This window comes from Micromonospora sp. NPDC006766 (assembly GCF_040636055.1).
Taxonomy (GTDB): Bacteria; Actinomycetota; Actinomycetes; order Mycobacteriales; family Micromonosporaceae; genus Micromonospora.
Map to the genome: position 1 here is coordinate 169,316 of NZ_JBEYIX010000005.1, position 25,206 is coordinate 194,521.

General features: G+C 71.8%; 20 protein-coding genes. 8 read left to right on the top strand and 12 right to left on the bottom strand.

The window, feature by feature from the left end; translation table 11 throughout:
* Positions 1 to 17: 17 nt before the first annotated feature.
* Together ABZ671_RS09120 and ABZ671_RS09125 are read left to right on the top strand one after the other, a co-directional pair.
* A complete protein-coding gene (locus ABZ671_RS09120; protein ID WP_357853717.1) occupies positions 18 to 683 on the top strand; it encodes a hypothetical protein in 666 nt (221 codons plus the stop codon).
* A 127-nt stretch (positions 684 to 810) separates the two neighbouring features.
* Complete coding sequence (locus ABZ671_RS09125; RefSeq protein ID WP_357853836.1) at positions 811 to 1,725, top strand: TAXI family TRAP transporter solute-binding subunit; 915 nt, start codon at positions 811 to 813, stop codon at positions 1,723 to 1,725.
* Between the two features lie 26 nt (positions 1,726 to 1,751).
* Here the strand turns inward: ABZ671_RS09125 and ABZ671_RS09130 are convergent, their stop codons facing one another.
* The 3 genes from ABZ671_RS09130 to ABZ671_RS09140 form a co-directional block, all read right to left on the bottom strand.
* Positions 1,752 to 3,179 carry a HAMP domain-containing sensor histidine kinase gene (locus tag ABZ671_RS09130; protein ID WP_357853720.1) on the bottom strand — a complete coding sequence of 476 codons (1,428 nt, stop codon included), beginning with the start codon at positions 3,177 to 3,179 and terminating at the stop codon, positions 1,752 to 1,754.
* Positions 3,180 to 3,189: 10 nt separating this feature from the next.
* Entirely contained in the window at positions 3,190 to 3,846 is a 657-nt protein-coding gene (locus tag ABZ671_RS09135; RefSeq protein WP_357853723.1) for a response regulator transcription factor, read from the bottom strand.
* A 77-nt stretch (positions 3,847 to 3,923) separates the two neighbouring features.
* Positions 3,924 to 4,268, bottom strand: a complete 345-nt coding sequence (locus ABZ671_RS09140; protein WP_357853726.1) for a hypothetical protein — start codon at positions 4,266 to 4,268, stop codon at positions 3,924 to 3,926.
* 126 nt (positions 4,269 to 4,394) lie between these two features.
* Here ABZ671_RS09140 and ABZ671_RS09145 point away from each other — a divergent pair, with 126 nt between their 5' ends.
* Positions 4,395 to 4,937, top strand: a complete 543-nt coding sequence (locus tag ABZ671_RS09145; protein ID WP_357853729.1) for an acyltransferase — start codon at positions 4,395 to 4,397, stop codon at positions 4,935 to 4,937.
* A gap of 58 nt (positions 4,938 to 4,995) precedes the next feature.
* Here the strand turns inward: ABZ671_RS09145 and ABZ671_RS09150 are convergent, their stop codons facing one another.
* From ABZ671_RS09150 to ABZ671_RS09165, 4 genes are all read right to left on the bottom strand, one after another.
* Positions 4,996 to 6,747 carry a CDP-glycerol glycerophosphotransferase family protein gene (locus ABZ671_RS09150; RefSeq protein ID WP_357853732.1) on the bottom strand — a complete coding sequence of 584 codons (1,752 nt, stop codon included), beginning with the start codon at positions 6,745 to 6,747 and terminating at the stop codon, positions 4,996 to 4,998.
* Between the two features lie 183 nt (positions 6,748 to 6,930).
* On the bottom strand, positions 6,931 to 8,214 hold the full coding sequence (locus ABZ671_RS09155) for a nucleotide sugar dehydrogenase (protein ID WP_357853735.1): 1,284 nt from the start codon (positions 8,212 to 8,214) through the stop codon (positions 6,931 to 6,933).
* 4 nt (positions 8,215 to 8,218) lie between these two features.
* On the bottom strand, positions 8,219 to 9,787 hold the full coding sequence (locus ABZ671_RS09160; protein WP_357853738.1) for a glycosyltransferase: 1,569 nt from the start codon (positions 9,785 to 9,787) through the stop codon (positions 8,219 to 8,221).
* Positions 9,784 to 11,343 (bottom strand): glycosyltransferase family 4 protein, encoded by a 1,560-nt coding sequence (locus ABZ671_RS09165; RefSeq protein ID WP_357853741.1) that lies wholly within the window; start codon positions 11,341 to 11,343, stop codon positions 9,784 to 9,786. The genes ABZ671_RS09160 and ABZ671_RS09165 overlap by 4 nt, the downstream gene beginning before the upstream one ends.
* A 280-nt stretch (positions 11,344 to 11,623) precedes the next feature.
* Between ABZ671_RS09165 and ABZ671_RS09170 the strand changes: the two genes are divergently transcribed.
* Positions 11,624 to 12,910, top strand: coding sequence for a hypothetical protein (locus ABZ671_RS09170; RefSeq protein WP_357853744.1), 1,287 nt, complete (start codon positions 11,624 to 11,626; stop codon positions 12,908 to 12,910).
* A gap of 12 nt (positions 12,911 to 12,922) precedes the next feature.
* Here ABZ671_RS09170 and ABZ671_RS09175 read toward each other — a convergent pair whose 3' ends face one another.
* Positions 12,923 to 14,776, bottom strand: a complete 1,854-nt coding sequence (locus tag ABZ671_RS09175) for a hypothetical protein (protein ID WP_357853747.1) — start codon at positions 14,774 to 14,776, stop codon at positions 12,923 to 12,925.
* 94 nt (positions 14,777 to 14,870) lie between these two features.
* On the opposite strand from ABZ671_RS09175, the gene ABZ671_RS09180 reads away from it, so the two are divergent.
* A complete protein-coding gene (locus ABZ671_RS09180) occupies positions 14,871 to 16,019 on the top strand; it encodes an acyltransferase (RefSeq protein WP_357853750.1) in 1,149 nt (382 codons plus the stop codon).
* Positions 16,020 to 16,074: 55 nt separating this feature from the next.
* Here ABZ671_RS09180 and ABZ671_RS09185 read toward each other — a convergent pair whose 3' ends face one another.
* The 4 genes from ABZ671_RS09185 to ABZ671_RS09200 all read right to left on the bottom strand — a co-directional run bounded on the left by ABZ671_RS09185 (position 16,075) and on the right by ABZ671_RS09200 (position 21,666).
* Entirely contained in the window at positions 16,075 to 18,645 is a 2,571-nt protein-coding gene (locus tag ABZ671_RS09185; protein ID WP_357853753.1) for a glycosyltransferase, read from the bottom strand.
* A gap of 74 nt (positions 18,646 to 18,719) precedes the next feature.
* Positions 18,720 to 19,757, bottom strand: coding sequence for a Gfo/Idh/MocA family oxidoreductase (locus tag ABZ671_RS09190; RefSeq protein WP_357853839.1), 1,038 nt, complete (start codon positions 19,755 to 19,757; stop codon positions 18,720 to 18,722).
* A 17-nt stretch (positions 19,758 to 19,774) separates the two neighbouring features.
* The gene (locus tag ABZ671_RS09195) at positions 19,775 to 20,884 is read right to left on the bottom strand and encodes a DegT/DnrJ/EryC1/StrS family aminotransferase (protein WP_357853756.1); all 1,110 of its coding nucleotides are present in this window, start codon (positions 20,882 to 20,884) and stop codon (positions 19,775 to 19,777) included.
* A gap of 149 nt (positions 20,885 to 21,033) precedes the next feature.
* Positions 21,034 to 21,666: a TetR/AcrR family transcriptional regulator gene (locus ABZ671_RS09200; protein ID WP_357853759.1), complete on the bottom strand. Its 633-nt coding sequence runs from the start codon at positions 21,664 to 21,666 to the stop codon at positions 21,034 to 21,036.
* Positions 21,667 to 21,831: 165 nt separating this feature from the next.
* Between ABZ671_RS09200 and ABZ671_RS09205 the strand changes: the two genes are divergently transcribed.
* The 3 genes from ABZ671_RS09205 (at position 21,832) to ABZ671_RS09215 (ending at position 25,180) form a co-directional block, all read left to right on the top strand.
* Positions 21,832 to 22,734 (top strand): ABC transporter permease, encoded by a 903-nt coding sequence (locus ABZ671_RS09205; protein WP_357853762.1) that lies wholly within the window; start codon positions 21,832 to 21,834, stop codon positions 22,732 to 22,734.
* A complete protein-coding gene (locus tag ABZ671_RS09210) occupies positions 22,727 to 23,527 on the top strand; it encodes an ABC transporter ATP-binding protein (protein ID WP_357853766.1) in 801 nt (266 codons plus the stop codon). The genes ABZ671_RS09205 and ABZ671_RS09210 overlap by 8 nt, the downstream gene beginning before the upstream one ends.
* 141 nt (positions 23,528 to 23,668) lie before the next feature.
* Positions 23,669 to 25,180 (top strand): bifunctional cytidylyltransferase/SDR family oxidoreductase, encoded by a 1,512-nt coding sequence (locus ABZ671_RS09215; RefSeq protein WP_357853769.1) that lies wholly within the window; start codon positions 23,669 to 23,671, stop codon positions 25,178 to 25,180.
* Positions 25,181 to 25,206: the final 26 nt, after the last annotated feature.

The window sequence follows — 25,206 nt, forward strand, 5'->3', positions numbered from 1 at the left end:
GACTAAGGAGTCCTCCGATGGCCCCCGAGTCCACCACACTGCTCGACCGGCCCCGCCCGTTGTCGCCGGCACCGCTGGACTGGTCGACCCTGTCTGACGCGTTCGAGGTCGCCAGCCTGGTGCGGTGCACCCCGCCCCCGGCCACCGGCACCCGCCGGGTCGGCGTCGAGACGTACCGGGGCGGGATCGCCGAGTTCAACCGCGAACACGCGGCGCACCGGATGCGGCAGCTGCTCGGCCGGCTCGACCTGCCGGTCGAACACGAGCTGGCCACCGGCGGCCTGCGCCGCCGCTACGAGCTGCACCGGCTGTGGGTGCCCCGGGAACACCGGTCGGCGTACGCGACGCTGCTGGACAGCGCCTGGCGGCAGGGCCGCCGGGAGCTGCTCGGCGGCCCCGTCCCCGGCGCCTCCCGGGCCCGGCAGATCTGGCGGTCCCGGCTGGCCTCGGCCGCCTGGCGCGCGGCGCTGCTGGCCGGCGGGCGGCACGTCCGCCGGCACTGCCTCGGCGTCCGGCTGGCCGACCGGGACCTGGCCGCGGTGCTGGTGCGCGGCGCGGCGCTGTTGGAGGTCGCGGCGACGCTCCGGCCCGGCGCCGGCTGCTTCCTGGTGAGCGTCGCCAACGGCCCGCACCGGATGCGGATCGTGGACAGCGCCGCCGTCAACCCGGCGATGGTCTGCTGAGTCGTTCCGCCCGTCGCGACCGGCGGACCTGACCAGCGGGGCTTGCGCTTTCAGCGGTGCGCGTCGCACAGTGCTGCCCGTGAGCCGACACTGGACTGTGCGTGGCCGGCGCCGGGTCGCCGCGCCGATGACCGTGGTGATGCTGCTGGTGTCGACCCTCGCCGGCCTCACCGCATGCCAGGACGAGGCGGCCGAGCCGGTGCGCATCCGGATCGCCACGGGCAGTCCGACCGCTGTCTACCACGCCTTCGGCCAGTCGCTGGCCACCATCCTCAACCGGGAGCTGCCCGGGGTGCAGGCCGACGTGGTGGTCACCGCCGCCTCCGCGCAGAACGTCCGGCTGGTCGGCTCCGGCGAGGCGGAGCTGGGCTTCACCCAGGCCGACGTGCTGCCGCCGCGCAACTCGGCGCATCCCCCCGTGCTCGCCGTGGCCCGCGTCTACGACGACCTGCTGCACCTGGTCACCACCGCCAACGGCCCGGTGCGGACGCTGGCCGACCTGCGGGGCCGGTGGGTGTCGGTGGGCGCCGACGGCTCCGGCACGGAGGTCACCGCGACCCGCCTGCTGGAGGTGGCCCAGCTGGGCGGCGACCAGATACACCAGGCGCATCTCGGCCTGGACGACTCGGTGGCTGCGCTGCGCGCCGGCCAGATCGACGCCTTCTTCTTCTCCGGGGGGCTGCCGGTCCGGGGCGTGGCCCAGCTGGCCAGCAGCACCGCTATCCGGCTGATCGACCTGGGCGAGTGGACCGAGCCGCTGCGCCGCGAGTACGGGCAGGTCTACGTGACCCGGGACATCCCCCGCTCGGTGTACGGGGCGGACCCGGCCAGCACGGTGGCGAACCCCAACTATCTGATCGTCCGCGCGGACCTGCCGGAGCCGCTGGTCCGCGAGTTGACCCGGCTGCTGATGGAGCGTCGGGAGGAGTTGGCCGCCGCGCATCCGGCGGCCGGCCGGATGAGTCCCCGGTCGGCGATCGCCACCACCCCGCTGCCGTTGCATCCCGGCGCGGCCGACTGGTACCGCTCGGCGAAACCCTGACCTGCGCTCGGCCGCTGTGGCCCGGCTCAGGCCCGGCCGGCTTCGGCGAGGCGCGGTTCGGTGGTGGCCGGTTCGACCTCCAGTGGCTCCGGCGCCGGGAACCAGACCTCGGCGACGAGGCCCCGGGGGTGGCTCTTGCGCATCGCCAGCCGGCCGTCGGAGGCGTCGACCAGCACCGCGACGATGGTCAGGCCCAGACCGGCGCCGTCGACGTTCTGCACGTCCGGTGCCCGCCAGAACCGCTCGGTGGCCTGGTTGAGCTGGCTGGCCGTCATGCCCGGGCCGGTGTCGCGCACCTGCAGCACGGTCCCGCCGTCGGCCACGCGTACGGTCACCGTCACCTCTTCCCCGTCGCCACTGAACTTGACCGCGTTGTCGATCAGCGCGTCGAGCGTCTGGTCGATGGCGGTCGGCACGGTTTGGGCGTACGCGGGAGCGTCGGCGGGGTCGAGCCGCAGGGTGACCGACCGGTGCCGGGCCAGCGGCTGCCAGGCGGCTACCCGGGCGGCGGCCACCTCGGCGGCGTCGACGGTCACCCGCTGGTTCTCCGCCCGTTCGGCGCGGGCCAGGGTGAGCAGCGCCTCGAGCAGCGTGGCCAGCCGATCGGTCTCCTCCAGCGCGAGCCGGTGCTCGGCGCGCCCGTCGGCGTCGGCCAGACTCGGGCCCAGTTCCTCCACCCGCAGCCGCAACGCGGTCAGCGGGTTGCGCAGCTGGTGGCTTGCGTGCGCCACGAACGCCCGCTGCCGGTCCATCACGTCGGAGACCACGTCGGCCATGTTGTTGAAGCTGGCGGCGAGGCGGCGCAACTCCGGCGGGCCGAGCCGGGGGCGTACCCGGGCGGTGCGGTCACCCTCGGCGATCTCGTGGGTCACCGCGTCGAGTTCGGTGACCGGGCGCAGCACCCAGCCGGCCAGCCCGAACGCGGTGGAGACGCAGGCCAGCACCACGAGCAGGCCGATCGCCGCGAGCAGCAGCCACCAGGCGGCGACGGTACGCCGCACCTTGCCGGCCGGGGTGGTGGTGACCACCGCCCCGAGCACCTCGCCGCCGTCGTTGATCGGGACGGCCACCACCACCGGCCCGGTCATCCACGGCCACACCGACTCCGGTCCGCTGAACTGCTGCCCGGCCAGCGCGATGTCCACCGCGGAGGCGGCGGCCGGGCCCGACTCCCAGTTCGTCGAGGACACCACGGTGTGCCCGTCCCGGTCGACCACGGCGGCCCCGATGCCGTACAGGCCTTCGTAGGCGTCCAACTCCACGTCGAGCGGGCCGGGACCGCGTCCGCGCAACGCCGGGTTGGCGAGCGACGCGAACCGGGTGGCGTCGGCGAGTCGGTCGGCGCGGACCCGGTCGGTCTCCCGGGTGGCCAGGGTGGCCGCCAGGGGTGTTTCCAGGGCCAACAGCACCAGCACCATCAACAGCAGGTAACTGATCACCAGCCGGCGGCGCACTCCGGCCTCCTTACTCGCCGCGGAGTCGGTATCCGACCCCGCGTACGGTCTCCACCAGCGTCGGATCGCCGAGCTTGCCGCGCAGCGAACCGACATGCACTTCCACCGTGTGCCGGTCGGCCCAGGTGGTGCCCCAGACATCCAGCAGGATCCGGTCCCGGGACACCGCCACACCGGGCTGCCGGGCCAACGAGAGCAGAATGTCGAACTCCTTGCGGGTCAGCGCCACCGCCCGGCCGGCCACGCTGACCGTCCGGCCGCTCACGTCGATGCGGACGCGGCCCGCCTCGATCAGGTTACGCTCCGGCGCGGCGTGCACCGTCCGGCGTAGCACCGCCTCGATCCGCGCCTGGAGCTCCACCATGGAGAACGGCTTGACCACGTAGTCGTCGGCGCCGAGCCGCAGGCCGAGCACTCGGTCGCGTTCCTCACCCCGGGCGGTCACCGCGATGATGCCGAGCTGGCTGCTGCGCCGGCGCAGCTCGCGGCACAGGTCGGTGCCGTCGCCGTCGGGCAGGGTCAGATCGAGCAGCACCAGGTCGCAGGGGGCGGCGGAGAGCGCGGCCTCGACGGTGGCGGCGTGCTCCACCTCGTAGCCGCGCCGGGTCAGCGCGGACGACAAGGCACCGGCCACCCGGTGATCGTCCTCGACCAGGAGGATCCGCACCGTGCCTCCCATCCGCTCGACGCGCTGCCCTGGAATGGTGGCAGAAGTGCCGGCAGGACGGAAATGCCCGGGGTCGTTCAGAGACCGAATACCTCGTCGGCGGTCGCGTCGCGGACGCCGTCGACGAAGCCCCGGAAACCCGGGTCCGCGTGGCTGGCCGGCACGCTCGTCACGTTCTCCCCGGTGGCCTGGGTGACGGCGTCGACCAGCGGCGGAAAGTCCGTCTCCGAGTCGCCGAAGGTGTCGTCGTCCGCCTGGCCGAGGTTGATCACGAGCTGGATCTCCTCGCTGGGGGTGTCCGGGTCGCTCGCCCACTCGGCGCCGGCCTGGTGACACTCGTCGTAGACGGCCCGCTGGCCGTCGGTCCAGTCGTCGTCGTAGCTCTGCATCGCCTTCCCTCCGGGAGCTCCCACCCCGAGCATGCCCGCTCCCCTGAGCGGGCGCGGGCGTACGCGGGAACCGGCACGAGGCGGTGACGACACCGCCGAACCGATGAATCGATATGCTGCGTCGAAAACCGGCCCGCCCTGCGACGATGCGAGTTTGACATGACTGACAGCAACGACCGATCCGCCTCCCTGTTCGTTCACCAGACCGCCGAGGTGGAGGAGGGTGCCAAGATCGGCGACGGCACCAAGGTCTGGCACCTGGCCCACATCCGGTCGAGCGCGCAGGTCGGTGCCGGTTGCGTGATCGGCCGGAACGTGTACGTCGACGCGAACGTCACGGTCGGCGACCGGGTGAAGATCCAGAACAACGTCTCGATCTACCAGGGCGTCACCATTGAGGACGAGGTCTTCGTGGGCCCGTCCGCGGTGTTCACCAACGACTTCCGCCCGCGCGCCCAGAACCCGGACTGGACGATCACCCCGACCCTGGTCCGACGGGGTGCCTCGATCGGCGCCAACGCCACCCTGGTCTGCGGGATCGAGGTCGGCGAATACGCGATGATCGCCGCCGGCTCGGTGGTGACCCGGGACGTCAAGCCGTACCAGCTGGTCGCCGGCAACCCGGCCCGGCCCAAGGGCTGGGTCGACGAGAAGGGCGAGGTCATCTCCCGCGACGTCAACACCCCGCCTCAGCGCGGCTGAGCACGCACGAAGGGGCGGCGGCCGGAAGGCCGCCGCCCCTTCGGCACAGCTGCCGCCGTCAGCCGCAGAGTCGGCCGATCTCGGCGCGGAACCGCTCCATCGAATTCGGCTCGTCCGGCCCGAGCAGGTACGTCTTCAGCTCCCGCCGCGCCTCGGTCATCGGGTCGTCGCCGGCCCGGGTCAGCGCGAGGATCTTCTCCAGCTCGCCGCAGTCGGCGGAGAGCAGGTATGCCGCCCGCGAGGTCGGGAAGGTGCTCCGGAACTCGTCCTCCGGCAGGCCGCCCGGGTTGGCCACCACGTACGGGCGCTGGCTCTGCACAAAATCGGAGACCACACTGGACACGTCGCTGATCAGCAGGTCGGTCTGGTTGAAGCAGTCGAACAGCGCGGGGGTGCGCCCGGTGACCACCCGGTGCCCCGGACCGTCCAACGAGGACGCGGCAGGATCGCCACCGGCCGCTCGGATCAGCTCCACCACGCGCTCGTGCACGACCTTGGCCCGCTTGGATCGGGTGCCGGTCAGCGGGTGCGGCTTGTAGATCAGCCGCACCGTCGGGCGGCTCGCGAGCAGGCCCTTGACGATCCGCTCCCCCATCAGCACCAGCGAGGTGTGGTACGGGTCGTCGTCGAGCCAACCCTCCCAGGTGGGGGCGTAGAGCACGGTGAAGGGCCGGTCGGTGGCCTCCGCGCCGAAGGTGTGCACGCCGGCGAGCTGCGGACGCCCGATTTCGACGATGTCGTCGTCGCGGACGCCGACGCCGGCCCGGGCGTAGCGTTCCCGGCCGGCCAGGCCGGCCACCCACACCTCGTCGTACACCTTGCTGTAGGGGTTGACGCTGGCCTGCTTGTCGCTGTCGCCGTGCCCGACGAAGACGTGCTTCGCGCCGGGCTCGCGCAGCATGTGGATGTTCGCGCCGACGTTCGCCGGGTAGAAGGCGACCCGGATCGAATTCAGGTCGAGGTTCATGAAGTCGACGCCGGCCGGTACGCAGATCACCGGCAGTCGGGTGTCCGCCAGCGCGTGGAACGTCTCCTCCGCACGCAGCAGCACCACCGCCCGGCGGCCGGCCGCCTCGACCGGGGCGAGCCACATGTTGGCCTGGTAGACATCCTTGGCCGGGCCGGCGAAGTAGAGCGCCACCTCGGGCCGCTCCCGAGTCATCCACTCGTGCACGGCGGGCAGCACGCCCGGGCTCTGGCCGCGCCCGCGCAGCCAGGCGAGCGCCAACACCGTCGCGGTGACCAGCCCCGCGGCCAGGGTGACCAGCCCGGTCACCACCACCGGCGTGACCCGGTCGACCAGCGCACCCGCCACGGCTGCCGGGACGAGGAGCACGTTGAGCAGCGGCAGCCGCAGATCGGCGAGCCGCTGGGCCCAGGTCGGCGGCACCGGCACCCGGCGCAGCGCGCCGAGGTCGATGTTGCGGGTGAACGCGGGAGTGGCGGCCCGCCCCTCGGCGACCCTGGTGAGGGCGGTGGTGCCCACGGCCACGGTCCAGAGCGCGGCGGGCAGCAGCAGGACCGCGACGGTGGCGCCCGCACCGGGGCGGACCGCGGCGACGATCAGCAGTACGACGGACAGGTCGCGCACGAGCTGTCTCAGCACCGGCCCGAGGCCGGCCTTCTCCAGCAGTTCGCCGGTGGCGGCGAACCGGGTGGCGAGCGCCAGCTCACCGGCGAGGACCACCAGCGCGGCGACCGCGTACGGAATCGCCTGGCCCAGAATGCCCGCCAGAACCATGGCCGCGTACCCGAGCAGGGCCACGCCGGCGGTGGCGACATCCTGCTGGTTGCGTACTCTGCGGAACAACGACACGCTCCCTGTCTGCTCCCTGGCGTCGATCGCAGTGAGCAACTACGACCATAAACGGGACAGATAACTCAAGTATTGCCGGGGTGTGGAACGGGTTAACGGTTGACGACGTGCCGCACCAGCCGGGCAACAAGTGGGCCCCGACCGTCGAACGGCCAGGGCCCACGGGCGTACGGCAGGTCAGCCGCCGATGACCACCCGACGGACGCCGGCCCAGCGGGCCGGGTCGGTGACCCGACGGCCGTCGACCAGCACCGTCACGCCCGGCAGGTCGGCCGGGGCGAGGGTGCGGTACTCGGCGTGGTCGGCCTGGATGACGGCGGCGTCGACCGGCTCCCCGGCGTAGCCGGGCAGGCCGTGCGCGGCCAACTCCTCGTTGGTGTACATCGGGTCGGAGACGTACGGCTTGGCCCCCCGCCGGCGCAGCGCCTCCACCGTCGGGAAGACGCCGGAGAAGGCGGTCTCCTTGACGCCGCCCCGGTAGGACGCGCCGAGCACCAGCACGCCCACGCCGGTCAGGTCGCCGTACGCGGCGGCGAGCAGGTCGACGGCGTAATCCGGCATGGCGGCGTTGGCCTCTCGAGCCGAGCGAACCACGGTGGCGGCCGGGTCGTTCCACAGGTACATCCGCGGGTAGATCGGGATGCAGTGGCCGCCGACGGCGATGCCGGGCGAGTGGATGTGGCTGTACGGCTGGGTGTTGCAGGCCTCGATGACCTTGGTGACGTCAACGCCCACCGTGTCGGCGAACCGGGCGAACTGGTTGGCCAGGCCGATGTTCACGTCCCGGTAGGTCGTCTCGGCGAGCTTGGCCAGCTCGGAGGCCTCGGCCGAGCCCAGGTCCCAGACGCCGTTGGGGCGGTCGAGGTCGGCCCGCTCGTCGAAGTCCAGCACCGCCTCGTAGAAGCGCACGCCGTGCGTGGCGGACGCCTCGTCGATGCCGCCGACCAGCTTCGGGTAGCGGCGCAGGTCGGCGAAGACCCGGCCGGTGAGCACCCGCTCCGGGCTGAAGACCAGGTGGAAATCCGTGCCGGCGGTGAGCCCGGAACCCTCCTCGAGCATCGGCGCCCAGCGGTTGCGGGTGGTGCCGACCGGCAGGGTGGTCTCATAGCTGACCAGGGTGCCCGGCTTCAGGCCGCGGGCGATGGCCCGGGTGGCGTCGTCCATCCAGCCGAAGTCCGGCACCCCCTCGGCGTCGACGAAGAGCGGCACGACCACGACGACCGCCTCGGACTCGGCGACCGCGGCGGCGGTGTCGGTGGTGGCCGACAGCAGCCCGGCGGACACCGCCTCCTTCAGCTTGACGTCCAGGTCGGCCTCGCCCGGGAACGGCACGGCCCCGTCGTTGACCAGCTGGACGACCCGCTCGGAGACGTCGGCACCGATCACCCGGTGCCCCTTCGAGGCGAACTGCACGGCGAGGGGCAGACCGATCTTTCCGAGCGCGACGACGCAGATGTCCATGTGACTACTTTCCTCCAGAGGGCCAGATCCGGCGCAGGCGGGCAAGGAACCGACGGGCGGTCACCGGCGTGATCGCGACGATCACCTGGCTCTTGTGGTTGTTGGTGGGCGTGATGAGGTAGAAACGGACACCACGCCGGGCCAGCAGGCGGGACGCGACGATGCGCCGGTCCACCCGCAGCGGTGCCGAGCCAACGCCGCCCAGGGCGGCCACCTCGACCCTCATCGCCCGGATCTCCCCGCCCGCCGCGACGACCGCGAGCAACCGGTCCACCGCGAAGTCCGTCCGTACGACGGTACCCGGGCCGCCCGGAGCGACGGTCGTCACACCCACCGACTCGCCGACGCTGACCCGGACCGCCTCGGCCGGCAACTCCGCCAGCTCTGCCCAGCGGCTCTGCGCGGTGACCACCAGCACCCGGGCCCCAGCGGCGTCCCGCCCCCAGGCCAGCCCGGTCGCGGTCAGCCGCGCCAGCTCCTCGGCGGCCTGGTCGGTCACCTCGTACCACTCGTCGGGGTAGCCGATCGACGGGTCGCGGAAGCCGACGTAGTGGGCGTACCAGCGCCCGCCCTCGATCGAGACCTCGGGCAGCGCCTTCTCGGCCTGCTGCCCGATCAGCTCGCGCAGCTGGTCCAGGTCGGCATCTCGGGCGAGGGCCAGCCGCAGCCGCCGGTCGGGCACCATCCGGGTCAGGATGGCATCGGTCAGGTACGCCTCGGCGAGCTTGCGGATCCGGTCATGCACCTGCTGTTGCGCGTTCGCGCCGAGGTCGAGGAACTCCGGCCGGAGGAGTTTCGCCACCTCCCAGCTGAAGTGGCGCAGCAGGATCGCGTCGCGCCGCGGGCCCGGCTCGATCAGGTTGGCGACGAAGCCGACCAACTCCTCGGCGCAGCGCAGCCGCTCCTCGAACCGGCTGGAATAGGTGATGTTCTGCGCGTTGTCCCGCTTGACCGCGTAGTAGTACTCGTAGTCGGCGAGGACGGAGATCTTCTTCGCCCGGAAACAGGCCTCCAGCGTGAACGGCTGGTCGCTGCCCATCGGCATGTCGGTGCGGAACCGCAGCCTGTGGCGCTCGATCAGGTCCCGGCGGAACAGCTTCGTGTTCGACAGCGACCAGGGCAGCGCGCTGTCGAACAGGTCGACCCGCTCCTCGGTGCTGGCATAGATGGCCTGGTGCACGTAACGCTTGTTGGTGCCGATCATCCGGCCGAGCACCACGTCGGAGTCCCACCGGTCGGCGGCGGCCACCAGACGCTCCAACGCCTGCAGACCGAGGTAATCGTCTGAGCCGATGAAAAAGACATACCGACCACGGGCCTCGTCCAGGGCACGGTTGCTCGGCGCCGCCGGGCCGCCCGAGTTGGGCTGACTCAGCACCCGGACGGTGCCCGGGTAGCGCTTTGCGTACCGGTCCAGCTCGGCGCCGCTGCCGTCGGTGGAACCGTCGTCGACCGCGACAACCTCCAGCCGATTGAGCCCGATGGTCTGCCCGACCAGCGAGTCCAGGCATGTGGTCAGGTACGGCATGGTGTTGTAGACGGCGACGACGACTGTCACGTCGGGCTGACTCACGCGCCCACCCCCACCGATGTCGGCACGGCGCCGGAGCCCGGACCGCCGACCCGGGCCGGGGCATCCGGCAGCAGCCGCGAATAGACCCCGTCCAGCACCTCCGCCTGCGCCTCCCAGGTCCAGGCCGCCAGCAGACCGGGCCGGTCGTACGCGGCGCGGTAGCGCGCCGGGTCGGCGAGGACGGCCCGCACCGCACGCACGTAGTCCGCCACGTCCTCAGCCGTGAACACCTCGCCCTGCCCGGTCTCCCGGACCGTCTCCGCCATCGTCCGCACGTCGGACACCACCAGCGGCAGACGCGCGTGTGAATACTCGAAGAACTTCGTGATCAGCGCGATCTCGTGGTTCGGCCAGTGGTGGATCGGAATGATCCCCACCTGCGCCCCCGACAGGAACGGCACCACCTGGTTGTGCGGCACGTAGGGCAGCACGTGCACCCGCCCGCCCACCCCCAGCTCCTCGGCGCGCCGGCGCAAGCCCTTCACGTACGCCGAGTCGGGTTTGTTGACCACGAAGGCGACGTGCGCCTCGGGCAGCTGCGGCAGCGCCTCGACCATGACGTCCAGCCCTCGGCGGGCGGCGGCGACGCCGCTGTAGACCAGCAGCGGCTCCTCCGGGCGTAGGCCGCAGAGGGCGCGGATGTCCGGGGCAGGCTCGTCGCCGGCGGCGGGCAGCTCGTCCAGCGCCGGGGCGTTGAGCACCACCGCCGGCCGCTCGGCCAGCCGGTGCTCGGTCTGGAGCAGGTCGGCCAGCCCGCCGGAGACGGTCATCGCGGCGTCGGCGTACGGGACGAACTCGCGCTCGTGGGCGGTGTTACCCGGGAGCCAGCGCGCATTGTCCCGCCACGGCTGCACCCCGGGAAGGTACTCGTGGGCGTCCCAGACCACGGCGATCCGCCGCCCCTTGACCGCCGCCCGAACCTTCGCGCGGGCGGCCACGCCGAGCATCCGGAAGTCGTTGGCGTGGATCAGGTCCGGCTGCAGCTCGTCGATCGTCGGGCCGTAGGCCAGCTCGTAGTCCCACAGGCCCGGCTCCAGCCGCCGCCATGCCCCGTCGCCCTGGACCTGCTGCCAGAACAGCGTGTAGGCCCGGTCCCAGGGGCCGTCGAGCTTGCGGCCCTTACGCGCCCGGCTCAGCTCCCGATTGCGCAGCGACACCCAGCGCCGGACCAGCCCGGATAGCTTCTCCTCGACCCGCAGCGCCGGCCAGGCCAGCCGCGCGGCACGGGCGCCTTCGCGGCCGGCGAGGGTCAACGCCGCCCGTCGGAACCGCAGGTCCGCGCGCCAGGCCTTCACCGCCTGGCTGCGCTGGACGCCGATCCCGGTCGGGGGGTACGCGAGGGGCGCGCGCAGCCAGGCACGCCGGAACTCGTGCCGGCGCTTTGCCAGCGGCTCGGGCATCGGCAGCAGGCGTACCTCGGCCTCGCCGAGCCGCCAGCTGCGCACCCCGCCACCGGACACTCGCCCGAGGAGGATGACCTCCCAGCCGGCCGCGGCGGCGGAGCGGGCGGCCTTCTGCACCCGCGAGTCCCCCTGCACGCCGTTGTCGACCAGCATGACGACACGTCCCCGGGCACCCGGACCCGCGGCGCCGCCTCTGCGCTCCATCGTCTGTTTCTCCGCCTCTCCCCGACAGGCCGGGGAACCGGTCCGAAATCCCGAACGATTGTACGAGAGCGGGCCGCCGAGCCGGTCCCCTCGGGCCCGCGCCCGGGTCGGAATCGCCGCCACGCGACCCGGAGCGTACCCTCCCGGCAGAATGTTCCGACGCGCGCGTCGACGGGCGGCCGCGCGAGCACCGTGCCAGTTCCTCACTTACTAGGGGAAGTGTGGGCAGATGCCAGAAAAGTTGCCATCTAGTGGTCCACGCTCCAGCACCGGCACGCGCGTTTTCCCGCCCAACCGCATCCGCCAGATCATCTGGCTGCTCGCCGCTGCCGCCCTGGCGAGCCTGCTCTGGTGGGCCCGCTGGGAGACCTCGCCACAGCACGCCTACCCCGACACCTACTGGTACGCCCGCCAGGCCGTCGCGATGGCGGGTACGCCGACACCAGAGGCCGGCCGCTTCGCCGCCCGGTTGGTGTGCCACCACGGCATGCCGCCCCCGAAGCCCGGCGTCGAGTGCGTCCCCGGCACCCGGCGGTGGGCGGCCGAGATGCCCCAGCGCTACCAGCGGATCTTCACCACCCGGCCGGGCTACTCGCTGGTGGCCGCGCCGTTCGTCCGGGTGTTCGGCGCGCACGGGCTGGTGGCGGCCACCGCGCTGCTCGCCGTCCTGGCCGGAGTGCTGGCCGCCCTGGCCGTCCGGCTGCTCGGCGGCGGCCCGGTCAGCTCGCTCTTCGCCACGCTGCTGCTGTTCCTGCTGCCGACCGGGTTCTGGTTGACCCGGCTGCTCGGCGAGGCGGGGGCCACCGCGTTCGCCCTGGCCGCGCTCTGCGCCGCCGTACCGCTGCTGAAGCCCACCTCGACGGCGGCCGCACGCCGCGTCGCCGCCGCCGGGGTGCTGGCCGCGCTGCTCGCGACCACGGTGACCAAGCCGGCGACTGGGCTGCTGCTGTCGGTGGCGCTGACCGTGGTGGGGGCCGGGCTGGTGCTGTGGCACCGGCGCCGGGCCGGCTGGGAGCCGGGCCTGCTGCTGTTCACCGCGGCCGCCGGGACCGCCTCGGCGGTGTGGCTGGCGCTGAGCGCGGCGCTGCACATCCCCGGCGCGTCGGAAACTCTTCAGGACAAATTCACCCGGCACTTCACCCGACCGGACGTGCCGGACCCGTGGGCCCGGCTGATCCGGCTCAACCAGGAGTTCTGGCCGACCCAGCTCGACGAGTGGTGGAACGGGGGCGCGCCGTTGCAGGCCTCCGCGTTTCTGGCGGTGCTGGTGATCGGCTACGCCGCGCTCTTCCGCGCGCTGCCCGCGCGGGCGGCGGCGCTTTGGGCCACGGCCGGCGCCACCGGGCTGCTCACCCTGCTGGCGCACCCGAAGCCGTCAGAGGTCGACCGGCTGGTGCTGATCATCTGGCTGCCGGTGGTGGTCGGCGTGGCGCTGCTGATGCGCGCGGGCACGCCGGCGGCCACCCGGGAGCCGGCTCCACCAGGGCGCACGGCGGTCCCGGCGCAGCGGGTCTGACGCCGGCCGTCATCAGGAGGTCAGCGATCGGACGTCCCAGACCCACACGTCGTCCACCCGCCGGCCCGGCCCGAAGCAGGCGTCCAGCACCGAACGCAGCTCGTCCTGCCGCCGGTGTCGCGGCAGGACCACGGCGTCGGCCTTCCAGTGGCGTACGTCGGCGACCGCCTGCTCACGCTCCCCGGAGGTGACCGTGATCGGGGCGGGACGCTCGCCCGTCGCCACCTCCGTCCAGAGCACCGCGGTCGGGCGCGGGTCCACCCCCCACCGGCCGGTGTCGTCAGTCGGCGAGGTGGGGCCGAGGAAGTAGCCCTGCGGCACCGCGAATCCCACCCCGGCGGCGGTGCCCCAGCGCACCGAGGTCATGTTCTCCACCGGCACCGGCACCAGGGTGCGGCCCGGGGCCACGTACTCGCGCCAGCCGCCGCCGGTGACGAAGTGCGGCACAGACGGGCGGTGGGCGGCCGGCAGCGGCATCGGCAGCACCGGCACCAGAGCCGCGGCCAGCGCCAGACCCACCACCGGACGCAGCGGCACCCCGCCCAGCCGGCGCCGGAGCCGGCCGGTGAGCAGCCGATCCACCACGACGGCCACCAGGATCCCGAGGGCCGCCGTGGTGATCAGCGCGAACCGGGCGACCACCATGGCGTCGACCACCGGCAGCCCGTTGAGCAGCCGGAACGGGCCGGGTACGCCCGAGCCGCGGACCGCCCAGTTGATGGTGTTGCCCAGCGACAGCAGCGCGGACGCCACCGCGGTGAACGCCACCACCCGGACCAGGTGCTCCCGGCGCAAGCAGGCCACCGCGCCGAGCGCGAAGAGGGCCAACGGCCAGCCGTAGAAGCTGGACTCCTCGGTCACGTTGGCGGCCAGCCGGCGCGGGTCGGGCGAGCCGCCCGCCAGCGACTGGGTGGCATAGTTGACGTACGAGGCCAAGCGGAGGGCGTACTTGTCGGGATCGGCCGGATGGCCGGTGCGGTGCCCGGGGCCGAACCACTGCATCCACAGCGGGTACGCGGTCAGCACGAGGGTGAACGCGCCGGCGACGGCGAGCACCCCCAGCGCCCGGGGCACCACGGCGAGAGTGGCGCGAGGCCGGAACAGCAGCTGGCCGACCAGTGCCAGGACGCAGCCCAGGGCAAGGATGAAGAGGATCTCCACGCTGACGAAGAACTGGATGGAGACGAGCGCGCCGAGGATGAGCCCGTCCCGCACCGGTCGGCCGCCATTGGTGAGCCGGACGACCTGCCAGACGATCAGCGGGACCAGCCATTGGGCCGTGATGTGCGGGTGGCCGTTGCTGTGCGAGATCATCGCCGGGGCGAAGGCGCAGCAGGCGCCGCCCACCGCCGCGGCCAGCCGGCGGGTGACCAGGTGCCGGGAAAGCACCCAGTACCAGGCGAAGGCGGTGCCGGCCAGATTCGCCGTGATCAGCACGAGGTACGACAGCGTGGCCCCGCCGAGCAGGGTGAGCGGGGCGAGCAGCACGCCGGGCAGCTGGATGCCGACATTGGTCACCAGGTTCACGCCGTCCGGCGCGTTCTGCAGGGTGCTGAAGAACGGATTCTCCAGGTGGGCGACCGCGTGCGCCGCATGGGCCAGCATCCACTCGTTGAAGTCCTGGTCGAACGGCTGCCGGCCGAGCACCCGGCCGGGCACGTCACGCCACCCGTGTGCGGTCACCCAGAACGCGCCGGCCAGGAACAACAGCAGAGCGAACAGGTCGGCACGGCGGGACGCCGGCCGGGACCGGACGGCGCTGCCGGACGGCTCGTCACCACCGGGCCGGTCGGCGAGGCCGGGTGCCTCCCCGGCCGCGCCGGGAGCCTCGGTGCCTTCGGTCGCCAGCCGGTGGAAAGCAGTCACAGTGCATGATCCCATCCAAGGACGACCATTCGGCCAGTGATTGATCGAAATAGCCCTCACGGATGCCGGGTGCCCGGACCCTTAGCATGTCCCGGTGGCCCTCTCACCCCCTGTCAACGCGGCACCCGGCCCGGCGGCCGGTCCCGCGCCGCTGCCCGACAGCGCCCGGTTCACGTCCCCGCCCGGCAGCCCACCGCCTCGCGAGTACGGCCTGGACGCGCTGCGCATCGTGGCGATCTGCGGCGTCGTCGCCATTCACATCTTCGGCGTGCTCGTCGGCAAGGACGACCTGCGCGGGCAGACCGGTTGGTGGATCGCCACGGCGATCGACATCGGCGCGATCTGGACGGTGCCGGCGTTCATCATGATCAGCGGGGCGTTCGTCCTGGCCCCCCGGGCGCACCGCGCCGGTCCGGCCGCCTTCTACCGCAAGCGGTTCACCCGGATCCTGCCCGCGATGATCGTCTGGCACGTGGTCTACGTGGTCGTGGTCCGGATGGCGATGCGCGGCGAGCACGTGACCGCCACCGGGCTGGCCCGGCTACTGATCGACGGCAAGGTCTTCACCGCGCTGTACTTCCTCTGGTTGATCGCCGGGCTCTACGTCATCGCCCCGGTGCTGGCGCCCTTCCTGCACGCCGGCGGCCGGTACCGGTCGCTGATCACGGCCGGGGTGGCGCTGGGCTGGACGATGGTGGCGTACATGATCCCGGGCTGGGCGCTGCTCCTCGGAGACTCCCGGCCGAATATCCTGACCAGCTGGAACCGCTGGTGGCCGTACGTGGGCTTCTTCATCGCCGGCTGGGCGCTGCGCAGGGTGGTGCTCAACCGGCTCTGGACCACGGTGGCGCTGCTCGGCGCCGGGCTGCTGCTGGCCGAGGCGATCTGGCAGTACGGGGCGGCCCCGAAGCACCGGCTGTTCCAGGCCACCTTCCCGGTGATGGCCACCGGCACGTTGGTCGCTGCGGCCACCCTGCTGATCTTCCTGGCCGCGGTCAGCATCGGCGCCCGCACCACCTGGCGACCCGCGGTGGCCCGGGCGATGGTCCGGCTCTCCGACGCCTCGTTCGGAGTCTTCCTGATCCACCTGCTGGTCTTCGAGGTGTTCCGGCAGCTGATTCCCGACGTCGAGGCGGGACGGTCGCTGGCGGTGATCGGTCTGGTCTACCCGGCAGTGCTGGTGGTCTCGTTCGCCGTCTCGATGCTGGCCGCGCGCATCCCGTACGTCCGCGCCGTCTTCTGATCCGAACGCGCGACGGCCCGCCGACCGGAGTCGGCGGGCCGTCGTCGTACCGGGTTCAGCCGAGGAACGGGGCGAGCTGCCGCGCCGTCCAGGTGCCGTCGTGGTACGTGCGGGCGTACTGGGCCGAGGCGAGCCCGAGCTTGGCGGTGGCGTCCCGGTCGTCGAGCAGCGACTCCACGACCTCCGTCAGGTTCGCCGGGGAGGCGTTGACGATGGGCAGGTCACCACCGACCGTCTTGATCACCTGGTCGCTGAGGTACGCCACCACCGGCTTGCCAGCCGCCATCGCCTCGACCGCGAAGGTGCCGAAGCTGCCGGTGGTGAACTGGTCCAGCACCAGGTCGCACTCGCGGACCAGCTTGCGCATCTCGGCCCAGGCCACGCCCTCGGCCAGGCGCAGCTCGATGACTCCCTTGTCGTGCAGAGCCTGCATGGCCGGGAGGATCCGGTCGGTGCCCTTTGTCCACCGCTTCGACGGTGCGTGCAGCACCAGCGGGCGGGACCGCTCCATCACCAGCCGATCGCAGGCCCAGGACTCCACGTCCACCACCAGCGGCGTCCACGTGGCCCAGGGCAGGTCCTCCAGCAGGTCCGGAGTGGTGACGAAGGCGGGCAGGCCGGACTCCTCGGCCACCCGGCGGTTCCGCTCCGCCTTCTTCTGCAGCTTGGCCGCGATGCCCTCTGGCGCGTCGGCGAAGAGCGAGAACTCGTGCCGCTTCAGGTGCCGCCCCGGGTGGCGGATCTCGCTGCCGTGCGCCAGCAGCGCCACCTTGATGCCGGCCTTGTGCAGTGCCGCCAGGTCACCCGCGATGTTGTCGCCGTTGAGATGGCCGAAGAGCGGCATAAAGGCATCGACCAGCACGTGTGTGTACCGGTTGAGCACCCGGTGGAGCTGCTCCGTCTGGAAATCGAGCTCCGGCTGCCGCAGCGAGTCCAGGTAGACGTCGGCCGGGTAGTCGAACGAGGTGGGGAGCTTGTTCATCACCACCTCGATCGACACATCCGGCAGGTCGCGGGTGATCGCCTTGGCGAAGGCGGCGGCCTGCCCGGCGTAGTTCGCCGGCCCGAGGCCGAGCCGGATCCTGGTGTCGGAGAGCGCACGCCAGGCCGGCAGCTCGCGTCGCTCGGTCGCCCGGCCGCGCAGCAGCCCCGCCGGCCGCTCCTGCACCGCCCACGACACGTCCGGGCGTGGTGCGGCCGGCGCGCGGCCGGAGATCTCTCGGTAGAGCGTGAGCAGCTTGCTGCTCTGCCGCTCCCAGGAGAGCTCGTCGAGGACCGGCTCGGTGATGTTCGCGGCCAGCTCCGACCGTCGGGCGGTGGCCCGCTTGACCGCGGCGGCGAAGCCCGCCGCGTCACCCGCACCGAACACCTCGCCGATGTCGTGCTGCTCGACGAACGCCCGGACGACCTGCACGTCGCTGGTGACCAGGGGCAGTCGCGCGTGCAGGTACTCGGAGACCTTGGTCGGCAGCGACAGCTCGCAGTTCGGGGTGCGCCGGAACGGGATCAGGCCCAGATCGGCGGAGCTGAAATAGTCCGCCACCTCGTACGGCGAAACGTACGGCAGCAGATGCACGCGGTCGCGGGCGCCGAGCGCCTCGGCCTTGGCCAGCAGCTCCTCGAGCAGCGGGGTCACCCCCCCGGTGACCAGCGCCAGATGATGCTCGGGCAGCTGTGGCAGGGCCGCGATGACGGTGTCCAACCCCCGCTCCGGGCCGATCCAGCCGCCGTACACCATCAGCGGGATGTCCTCGGCGAGGCCGGCCCGCACGCGGACGGAGGCCTCGACCTTGCCGCTGCCGATGCCCGCGCGGACCGGCGAGTTGCCGACCACCAACGGGCTCTTCGCCAGGCCGTACTGCGTACGCAGCAGCTCGGCGATCTGGTCGGAGACCGTGACCACCGCGTCGGCCCGGGCAATGAACTCCCGCTCGGCCGCCTTGACGCCGCTGGCCTGCTGCGGCTTCGGCCACTCCACGCCCTGGACGTACTCGTGGGCGTCGTAGATCCAGACGCACTTCTTGCCCCGGGCACGCAGCCGGGCGGCACTCATCGCCGCAGTGGGGATGGTGTTGATGTCGTTGGCGTGGATGACGTCCGGCTCGAGCTCCTCGAGGACCGGCCCGAAGGCCAGGTCGATGTCGAGCAGGGTCGGCCAGTCGGTACGCCAGTCACCGGTCGGCGGCAGCAGCTTGTTGCCGTGGAACTGCTCCCAGCCCCAAGCCCGTACGCGCAGCTCGTGAAACGCCTCGTGCGCCTTGATCCAGGCCCGCGGCGGCGGATTCGGCTTGCCGGTCTGCGCGCGCAGCCAGGCCTGGTGCCGGGCCCGGTAGCGGGTCAGCGTCGGCTTGTCGGGGATGCGGAACTGGGTGAACGCGCGCCGGATCCGGTGCCGGCGGGCGGGGTCCCGGGACAGGACCGGTACGACGGGTACGCGAAGCACCTCGATCGGGCCCATCGCGGAGCGCGTCGGCTCCCCGCGCTTCTTGCTCGCACTACGGCCCACCAGGACGACGTCCCAGCCGTCCCGGGCGGCGGCGATTGCGGTCTTCTGGACGCGGGAGTCTCCGGTGATGCCGTTCGCTACCAGGACGACGAGTCTCGGTGGACGGGTGGGCGATGACATTCGCTGTCCTTCTGTGAGGGGCTGACGTGAACCCGCAAGCCGCGGCCCGCCGGGGCGGACCGCAGCCCGCCGGGTCAGCGGATGGGGAGGACGCCCTCGGCGCGGGGCGCGTTCCGCGTCCCGACGCTGACGGTGCTGCCATCGGAGGCCGACCGCAGCAGCGCGCCGGCCACCTCGACGGTCCGCAGGCCCTGGCGGAGGGTGACGATGTCGCTCTGCTTACCCTCCACGGCGTCGCGGAACCGCTCGTGCTCGACGAGCAACGGCTCACGCTTCGGGATGGCGTAGCGGACCATGTCGCCCTCGGCGACCCCGCGGAAGGCGCGCAGCGCTTCCCATTCGGTGTCGATCGCAGCGTTGGCGTAGAAGGTGAGGTCGGCGGTGAGCGTGTCGGCGATGAAGCAGCCCTTGTCCCCGGTGACCACGGTGGACCGCTCCTTGAGCGGGCTCAGCCAGTTCACCAGGTGGTTGACCATCGTGCCGTCGGCGAGCTGACCGACCACGGCGACCATGTCCTCGTGCAGCCGGCCGCTACGGGAGACCGTCCGGGCCGAGACCGAGGTGTATTCCTGGCCGGTGACCCAACTGGTCAGGTCGATGTCGTGGGTGGCCAGGTCCATCACCACGCCGACGTCGGCGATCCGGTGCGGGAACGGGCCCTGCCGGCGGGTGACCACCTGGAAGACCTCGCCCAGTTCGCCGGCCTCCAGCCGGACCCGCAGGCTCTGTAGCGCCGGGTTGTAGCGCTCGATGTGGCCGACGCCGGCGACCAGCCCGGCGGACTCGAACGCCTCGACCAGGCGGGTGGCCGCCTCGACCGACTGGGCCAGCGGCTTCTCGATCAGCGCGCTCACGCCGTTGCGGGCCAGCTCCAACCCGACCTGCTCGTGCAGCCCGGTCGGGCAGGCGACCACGGCGTAGTCGACGCCCATCGCCAGCAGGTCGCCCAGCTCGGGGACCACCGGCGCGCGCAGCGTGCCGGTGACGTCGCCGGCCGGGTCGACGACGCCGACCAGCTCGACCCCGTCCAGGTTGGACAGCACCCGGGCGTGGTTACGGCCCATCGCGCCGAGGCCGATCAGGCCGGCGCGCAGCTTGCCGCTCTGGCTCATGCCGCCACTCCGCTCGCTCACCGGGCACCTCCGGCGAGGTTCGCGCCCTCGGCGATCCGGTCGAGGTCCGCCTGGCTCAGCGACGGATGCACCGGCAGCGAGATGACCTCGGCGGCGGCCCGCTCGGTCTCCGGCAGCTGCCACGGACCTGGCGTGCCATCCTCGGTGAGATACGGCGTGAGCCGGTGGATCGGAGTCGGGTAGTAGACGGCGTTGCCGATGCCCAGCTCGGTGAGGCGGGCCATGGCGGCGTCGCGGTTGCCCTTCACCCGCACGGTGTACTGGTGGTAGACGTGCCGGGCGCCGTCGACCACCGGCGGGACGACCATCCCGGTGATGGCGGAGTCGAGGAACTTGGCGTTGGCCCGCCGCTGCTCGGTCCACTCCGGAAGCTGGCGGAGCTGCACCCGGCCGATCGCCGCGGCCACGTCGGTCATCCGCATGTTGGCACCGACGATCTCGTTGGCGTACCGCTGTTCCATGCCCTGGTTGCGCAGCAGCCGCAGGGTCCGGGCCAGGCCGGCGTCGGCGGTCGTGACCATGCCGCCCTCCAGGGCGTGCATGTTCTTCGTCGGATAGAAGCTGAAGCAGCCGGCGGTGCCGAACGCGCCGACCGGGGTGTCGTGCAGGCTGGCTCCGTGCGCCTGGGCGGCGTCCTCGACCACTGCGAGGTTGTGCCGCTCGGCGATGGCCATGATTCGGTCCATCGCGGCCGGGTGGCCGTACAGGTGCACCGGCATGATCGCGACGGTGCGCGGGGTGATCGCCGCGGCGACCGCCTCCGGGTCGACGCAGAAGCTGCCGGGCTCGATGTCGACGAAGATCGGCTCGGCGCCGACCAGGCGAACGGCGTTGGCGCTGGCGGCGAAGGAGAACGAGGGCACGATGACCTCGTCGCCCGGGCCGAACCCGAGCGCCATCAGGGTGAGCTGAAGGGCCGAGGTGCCGGAGTTGACGGCGATGCAGTGCCGGCCGGCAACCAGTTCGCCGAACTCCTCCTCGAACGCCGCGACCTCCGGACCCTGCACGACCCGGCCGCTGCGCAGCACCCGGACCGCCGCCTCGATCTCCGCCTCACCGATGATCGGTCGTGCTGGGGGAATGAACTCTGGGTGCGGCCCGACCATGGGGCTTCCTCCTGTCGACACGGTTGTCACTTGGGGGCGAATTGGGATGGTAGAGGTTTCTGGGGGAGATAACCCGGCCGCAACCATTGTCCGACCAGTTGTACCCCAATGTTCATGCTCGGTTGTCAGACCGCCAGGACGGCTCCGGGTCAGACTTCCACCTTGTCGCGAACGGGCCCAACGCATGCTACTCGCAGCGCCGCGACGATTGCGGAGGCCAGCCGGGGCACTTCTTCGGCAGCCAGTGGAGCTCGGGAAATAGCCATCCGCCAGTAGACCGGCCCGACGATCAGGTCGACCGCGCACCGCGGGTCGGTCTCCGGCGGCAGTTCCCCGCGCTCGACCGCCCGGCCGATCAGGATCCGCCCGACGGTCTGCTGGTAGTCGCCAAGGGCTTGCTGGAGCTTCTCGGCGATCTGGGGATTGCGGGCGGCCTCGGCGAGCAGGTCCGGAATGATCTGCGAGGCCAGCCGGTGCCGCAGCGCCCGGGCCAGCACGTGCAGCAGGATCTCCAGGTCGCCCAGGAGGCTGCCGGTGTCCAGCAGTGGCAGGTTACGCCCCGCCACGGCGGAGACCATGTCCAGCACCAGGTCGAGCTTCGACCGCCAACGGCGATAGATTGCCGTCTTGCTGACCCCCGCCCGGCGCGCCACCGCCTCGATGGACAGGCGGCCGTAACCGACCTCGGCCAACTCCTGCACGACGGCCGTCCGGATCGCCGTGGTGATCTCGCCGCGCAGCACCGCCGCGCCCGCCGGCGCGCGCCTCTTCTCGGTCGTCACGTGGGACAATGTAGCGCAACGACGGTACGGTTGCGTCCCGACGTGTTTTGGACTACCTTCCACGCAGCAGCCGGGGGGGGGTTCCGCCGCACCGGCGGGCCAGCTTCTCTCGCCGCGACACCTTTCACCTGCTCCCCATCGGCACGAAAGATCGGAGCACCTGTCATGGCCAACACCGCGGTGGCCGCCCCCGACTCCGGACTGACCCAGGCTCAGCTCGCCAAGCGGTACGGACTGCGGGTCGCCGGGGAACGCCCACCCCTGGCCGAGTACGCCCGCCGACTGTGGGCCTACCGACACTTCATGACCGCGTACTCGCGGGCGAAGGTCGCCTCGTCGTTCAGTCAGACACAGCTCGGCCAACTGTGGCAGGTGCTGACGCCGCTCACCAACGCGGCGGTCTACTACCTGATCTTCGGCGTCATCATCTCGCAGAACCGGCACGTGTCGAACTTCATCGCGTACCTCTGCACGGGCGTCTTCATCTTCCTGTTCACCCAGAGCGCGGCGTTGCAGGGCACCAACGCGATCACCGGCAACCTGGGCCTGATCCGGGCCCTCCAGTTCCCCCGGGCCGCGCTGCCGATCACCGTCACCCTGGTGCAGTTGCAGCAGCTGCTCATGTCGATGGGAGTGCTGGCGATCATCGTGCTGCTGACCGGCGAGCCGCTGACCTTCCGGTGGCTGCTGCTCGCGCCCATGTTGGTGCTCCAAACGGTCTTCAACGTCGGGTTGACGATGGTGATGGCCCGGCTCGGCTCGAAGATCACTGACCTGCGGCAGGTCATGCCGTTCGTGCTGCGCACCTGGATGTACGCCTCGGGTGTGCTCTACAGCGTCAAGCTCTTCGAGGACCGGCTTCCGGGCTGGGCGGCGACCCTGATGGAGGCCAACCCGGCGCTGGTCTTCATCGAGCTGGCCCGGTACGCGCTGCTGGACTCCCACCAGGCGAACCTGGTGGGCCCGCCGCTGCAGCTGTGGGGCTTCGCCGTGGCCTGGGCGGTCGTCATGGGACTCGGCGGGTTCGTCTACTTCTGGCGCGGAGAAGAGGAGTACGGCCGTGGCTGAGCACACCCAACCGGCGGTGAGCACCGCCGTCGCCGACGCGGGACGGGTCCCCACCGTCGTGGTGGACGACGTGCACGTGATCTACCGCATCCACAAGGGCGCCACCGGCGGCAACAGCCCGGTCTCCGCCCTCAAGCGCATGGTGACCCGGACCAACGCGCCGAACGTCCGCGAGGTGCACGCGGTCAAGGGGGTGAGCTTCACCGCGTACCAGGGTGAGGCGATCGGGTTGATCGGCAGCAACGGCTCCGGCAAGTCGACCCTGCTGCGGGCCATCGCCGGGCTGCTCCCGCCCGCCCGGGGCGCGGTCTACACCCTGGGCCAGCCCTCGCTGCTCGGCGTGAACGCGGCCCTGCTCAACGACCTCTCCGGCGAACGCAACGTGGTGCTCGGCTGCCTGGCCATGGGCATGCCGCCGGAGGAGGTCAAGCGGCTGGCCCCGGAGATCATCGAGTTCTCCGGGATCAACGAGCGGGGCGACTTCGCCTCGCTGCCGATGCGCACCTACTCCTCCGGCATGGGGGCCCGGCTGCGCTTCGCCATCGCCGCCGCCAAGAAGCACGACGTGCTGCTCATCGACGAGGCCCTCGCGACCGGTGACCGCAAGTTCCGAGCCCGGAGCGAGCAGCGGGTGCGGGAGCTGCGCGAGAGCGCCGGCACCGTGTTCCTGGTCAGCCACTCGATCAGCTCGATCCGGGACACCTGCGAGCGGACCATCTGGCTGGAGGGGGGCGTCCTGAAGATGGACGGCCCCACCGCCGAGGTCTGCGCGGCGTACGAGAGCCAGAAGTAGCACGACGGAGCGCACCGGCCCGGGTTCGCCAGGTCGGTGCGCTCCGTCGTCCGCGTTAGTGTTACCTCGGCCCCGACCAAAATTCGCCACCCGGTCATCGAGGCGTAAACCCCCCGTCCCCCCGCAAAGTGAGGATCGGTAATGATGCAGGACCACACCACCAGCCCGGACGCCGCCGTGCCTGCGGCGACACCGTGGCGACCGTCGCGGACGGTGGCGGTGGTGCTGGCCGGCGGCACCGGGACGCGGCTCGGGCTCGGCATCCCCAAGCAACTGCTCAAGATCGCCGGTAAACCGATCATCGAACACACCCTGGCCGTCTTCGAGGCCGCCCCCGAGATCGACGAGATCATCGTGCTGATGGCCGCCGGTCACGTGGCCGAGGCGCAGCGGATCGTCGACAAGGCCGGTTTCCGCAAGGTCAGCAAGGTCGTCGAGGGCGGCGACACCCGCAACGCCACCACCCGCATCGCCCTCGACACGATCGGCGGCGACGATGTCAACGTCCTCTTCCACGACGCGGTCCGTCCGCTGGTCAGCGCCCGGATCGTGCGCGAGTGCGTGAACGCGCTGTGGACGTACTCGGCCGTGGACGTGGCGATCCCGTCGGCCGACACGATCATCCAGGTCGACGAGAACGACTGCATCACCGACATCCCGGTCCGCGCCACGCTGCGCCGGGGCCAGACCCCGCAGGCGTTCCGGTCCGGCACCATCCGGGAGGCGTACGAGCGGGCCGAGGGCGACCCCGACTTCGCCGCCACCGACGACTGCGGTGTGGTGCTGCGCTATCTGCCCGGCACGCCGATCAAGGTGATCGACGGTTCGGACGAGAACATCAAGGTCACCCACCCGGTCGACGTGCACCTGGCCGACAAGCTCTTTCAGCTCGCCTCCGCCCAGGCCCCCCGGGTGGACGATGACCGCAGCTACGGCGAGGAGCTCACCGGCCGGACCATCGTCGTCTTCGGCGGCAGCTACGGCATCGGCCACGAGCTGACCGAACTGGCCCGCGGCTACGGCGCCCAGGTATTCCCGTTCAGCCGATCCACCACCGGCACCCACGTCGAGCGGGCTGAGGACGTGGCCAGCGCGCTGAAGACCGCCTTCGAGGCGACCGGCCGGATCGACCATGTGGTCGTCACCGCCGGCATCCTGGAGCGGGGCGCCCTCGCCGAGATGGACGAGGAGACGATGGACCGGCTCCTGCAGGTCAACTTCGTCGGCCCGGTCACCATCGCGCGGCAGTCGCTGCCGTACCTGCGGCAGACCAAGGGCCAGCTGCTGCTCTACACTTCCAGCTCGTACACCCGGGGCCGGGCCCGGTATGCGCTCTACTCGGCGACCAAGGCCGCGCTGGTCAACCTGACCCAGGCGCTCGCCGACGAGTGGGCCGAGTTCAGCGTACGGGTCAACTGCGTCAATCCGGAGCGCACCGCGACCCCGATGCGCACCAAGGCGTTCGGCGAGGAGCCGGAGCACACTCTGCTGTCGGCCGAGGTGGTCGCCCGGGCCTCACTGGACGTGTTGATCTCCGAGCTGACCGGCCAGGTGATCGACGTACGCCGGGCGCCGGGCGAGCCGGCGGTGGCGGTGCCGGCGCAGCCCGCCGCGACCGCCGACGAGCTTTCCACCGGCATCGACGCCGGCTGACGGCAGGACGGAGGCGATCCGGCGAC